General features: G+C 37.9%; 2 protein-coding genes. One reads left to right on the top strand and one right to left on the bottom strand.

Annotated features, from left to right (window positions below; genetic code table 11):
• Positions 1-602: 602 nt before the first annotated feature.
• Positions 603-1442 (top strand): lysophospholipid acyltransferase family protein, encoded by an 840-nt coding sequence (locus tag AFK68_RS08860; RefSeq protein ID WP_094672413.1) that lies wholly within the window; start codon positions 603-605, stop codon positions 1440-1442.
• A 356-nt stretch (positions 1443-1798) separates the two neighbouring features.
• Here AFK68_RS08860 and rlmN read toward each other — a convergent pair whose 3' ends face one another.
• Complete coding sequence (gene rlmN / locus AFK68_RS08855) at positions 1799-2842, bottom strand: 23S rRNA (adenine(2503)-C(2))-methyltransferase RlmN (RefSeq protein ID WP_094672412.1); 1044 nt, start codon at positions 2840-2842, stop codon at positions 1799-1801.
• Positions 2843-4467: the final 1625 nt, after the last annotated feature.

Below are 4467 nucleotides of genomic sequence, written 5' to 3'. Positions count from 1 at the left end.
GGAGCGGGGGAGCGGGGGAGTGGGGGAGTGTAAGGGAATAATTTTTTTGCTCAACTATGCGCCCAAAATCCTAACTTTTTGAGCATCAATAAAGGACTGAAAAATAGGTACTTTTTCCATACCTAAAAAGGCGAAAACTTTTATCTGTCAATGCTTTAAGATTTAATCAGCAAGCCCTAAATAGTAAACAAGGGATGGGGAGATTAGGAAATTTGTGAATAGCAAAATTTTTTGTATTTCATAGCTACTTTTTCCTATAACCCATCATAATTTATAGCGGTTTTCACAAAGGTAGACTATGTAGAAAAAAACTATATTTCTCTAAGCGAGTTAATTTAACTTCTATTGCTGTAGTCTATGTTAATGAAAACCGCTATAATGTCAAATAATTTTAATCCGCTATAATTTACGATAGTAAATACCAACCGAAAATAAATACAAATGCTGACCAAAAAATACTGATAACTGACTAACTGATAACTGAAATAGCCTACCTATTACAGGAAGTGCTGATAACTGACTAACTGACTAACTGATAACTGAAATAGCCGACCTATTACAGGAAATGCTGATAACTGATAACTGATAACTGATAACTGAAAATGACTGCTAATCAACAAAATATCCGTAAACCTTATGATGGTTGGTCATTAGATGACCGTGACCCAGAAGTAATTAAGTCAATGATGCCATTGTGGGAATGGTTTTATCGCTATTACTTTCGCGTTCAAACTGATGGTTGGCATCATATTCCTGATGAGAAAATTCTGATAGTTGGCTCTCATAATGGCGGTTTACCAGCTCCAGATATGCATATGTGTATGTATGACTGGTTTAAAAGATTTGGTCCAGAACGTTTGGTTTATGGACTAATGCACCAAAATGCTTGGTCAGCTTTCCCTAGTACACCCTTAGCGGTACAATGTGGAGCAGTTAGAGCGCATCCAAAAATGGCGATCGCTGCCTTTGAAAGAAATGCTTCTGTAGCTGTTTATCCTGGCGGGGGTCCTGATGTTTTCCGCCCCCATTCTATGCGAGATAAAATCTATTTTGCTGGACGTAAAGGCTTTATTAAATTGGCTTTGCGTGAAGAAGTTCCTATTGTACCAATGATTTCTAATGGTGCCCACGATACTTTAATTATACTAGCAGATTTTTATGAACAAGCAAAACAACTCCATGAGTGGGGGATACCTTGGTTATTTAATGTTGACCCAGAAGTATTTCCTATTTATATAGGTTTGCCTTGGGGATTAGCTATTGGACCTTTGCCTAATTTCCCCTTTCCAGTACAGATCCATACCAGAGTCTCTTCTCCCATTGTATTTGAACGTTATGGACGTAAGGCAGCGAGCGATCGCGAATATGTTGATGCTTGCTATCAAAAAGTTCTCACCCAAATGCAGCAAGAATTAGACAAGTTAATCTTAGAGACTTCATAATTTTCAGGACTTATATCAAATCCGGATAATTACTATAGCCTGCGTCCGCAGCGACGGTCACTGCGTGGAAGGTTTGCGGAGCATTCCGGAACGGATAGCAATCTCAGGGATGTCACGAGATTGCTTCCGCTTCGTCGCTGCGGACGACTGTTCAATCAGATTCTATAAACAGAACCACCATATTTAGTAGGGGCGATTTGCGAATCTCCCCTACAGGTGGTGTATAATTTTATTTTTTGCGCAAGTCCTGATTTTTTTGAATAAAGTATCGTAGGGGTTTGGTTACCAAACCCCTACATATTTTTGGTTGCCATCACTGACAGTTTATTTGACCAAACCCCTAAATTAAAAATACACTAAGTCGTGACTCGCGACGCCCGTAATTGTCCACAAGCTGCATCAGCTTCTAAACCACGGGAATAACGAATGCTAACTGCAATATTTTGTTCCTCCAGAGCATTAACAAAAGATTTTATCTGTTCCTCAGTAGGTCGCTGATAATCAACTTCACTAATAGGGTTATAGGGAATTAAATTAACATGACACTGATACCCACGCAGATTTTTTGCCAATTCTCTAGCATGGTCTGGTAGATCGTTAAAACCTGCTAACAAAATATATTCAAAGCTAATTCTGCGTTTTGTGACCTTGACATATTCACGACATTCTGCAATCAAATCTTTTAAAGGATAAGATTTAGCACTCGGAACTAAATGTTCCCGCAATCTTTGATTAGAAGCATGAAGACTAATAGCAAGAGTCAATTGAAGTTTATGTTGAGCTAATTGTCGGATGCGATCGCGAATTCCCACAGTTGAGATAGTTATGGAACGTTGCCCAATACCCACATCTTGATTCAGAGACCTAACTGCAGCTAACACATTTTTAGTATTCAGCAGAGGTTCTCCCATTCCCATAAACACGATATGACTAACCCGACGCTCAAAATCTTCTTGCACCGTTAATACCTGATCGATAATTTCATAAGGTTCTAGGTTACGGGTAAACCCACCCTTACCAGTAGCGCAAAAATCACACGCCATTGGGCAACCAACCTGAGAAGAGACACAAACAGTTAAGCGCTTATAGCTAGGAATACCCACAGTTTCAATTATGTTGCCGTCTGATAGTTGTAGCAAATATTTAACTGTAGCGTCTGGAGCAACAGAGCGATGATGTATAACAGAACGACCAATAGGAAAATCACCAATTTCCTGACGCCATTGTTTGGAAAATACAGTGATGTCTGCAAGAGACCTCGCCCCTTTTTGATATATCCATTGATATAATTGTTTACCTCGATAAGCAGGTTGTCCTTGCTGTTGCACCCACTCTGTTAACTCAGCTAAGGATAAACCGAGCAGAGGGGTTTGAGTAGGAGTTATTAAAGATTGAGTCATAGGTGATTTTCAGATGTTCCTATAAATAATTTGTCTATAAATTTATGATAATAGAAATTTTCGGTGTTAGTGAAACACGGTATGAAATTCGTGAATTTATAATTTGTAAATCAGACATATAGCAATCATATTTAAGTTGTAAGATTTTGGTGGCATTTAGGAGTCAGGAGTCAGGAGTCAGATTTTTTTCAGGTTTTCACCTCAAACTAACTATCATAAAAATTCTCACATCTCATTCCTGATTGCTATATTTCCCCTCTAATACCAAGCGTGATAAATTTTTATTACAAATGGTAGAAGCAAGGAAGAGGGAAGAAGGAAGAAGAAAGAAGTAATAAATATTGAATAAAAGAGGGAAAATGATATATATAGCTGTCTATAATGAATTTCAGCAGCTATTTTTAACTATCTCTGATCGAGATGCACTTTTTGTAGCATTCTTTTTTCATGCATGGTATAACTGAGGCGGAAAAAAGTCCTTTCTAACTCCTGACTCCTGACTCCTGACTCCTGAGTCCTGTAAAATCATACTTTTATTCACCAACGCCAAATTTTCTTTTAATTTTCTCCAGTCATCCATACTAGATAACCTAAAATTCGATCTACTGGTGGCAAAGAATAGACATTAAGGTCTATGGTCAGAACTGATTCAACTAGCTTCATAAACTGCCATTGAATCCCATTACTTACACTACCATAAATTGTTTGGATAGGAAAATTTTCCATTTCATTAAACCGTTGAGCAGTAACCATCTCTGCCATACATTGACCAAACCCTGTTTTCAAATCTGTTTTCTTTGCTTCTACAACCACAACTGCTGGTGCTTCAATTTCTAAAATTTCTGTGGAATGGGTGAGTAGAAAATCACAGACCCCATTTAGACCTACTGACTCATCAACATTAAATTCTTCCCCAGAAAATAAACTAACTTTACGGTTTAACTGTCGTCTTACTTCTAAAAGCATTGGGTAAATAATACCTTCCGAACGTGCTTTTTCACTGACGGATGTGGCAACAATGGGTAAGGTTTCTTGGAGATAACCAGATAGAATAGGGGAAGGAGCGATCGCTTCAACTTCTGGCATAAAGCGATGTAGNTCTTACTTCTAAAAGCATTGGGTAAATAATACCTTCCGAACGTGCTTTTTCACTGACGGATGTGGCAACAATGGGTAAGGTTTCTTGGAGATAACCAGATAGAATAGGGGAAGGAGCGATCGCTTCAACTTCTGGCATAAAGCGATGTAGCTGCCGCTAGGCTTCGCCAACGCCTTCAACTACTGTTAAGTTAAATGCTGTTTTGACGCTGCTGATGGTTTTGAACTGACTGTAAGACATAGAATAATTCCTAGATTACCAACTTTTATACTGGGCAAATTTTATTGAATTATAGTAAATTTTGATTGCTTAATATTTGCCCAACACATTACTTTAATTTTACGGTAAATTTGCGAATTAAGTAATTTACAAATTAGGAAGAATAATTCAGGGAGTAAAAGCTATAAAATACTGGGTATTTTTTTCGGAGTGCTTTTTTTCTCACATTTAAAGATTTTCCCGACTTAGAGGAAGATGACTTTCGGGGTAGCGTTCGACTAAGGCAGTTATTCAAAGGTTATAATTT

Source organism: Hydrocoleum sp. CS-953, from assembly GCF_002260545.1.
Lineage (GTDB): Bacteria > Cyanobacteriota > Cyanobacteriia > Cyanobacteriales > Microcoleaceae > Trichodesmium.
Note: the sequence above shows the minus strand (reverse complement) of the source record. Positions and strands in the feature narration are given on the sequence as shown.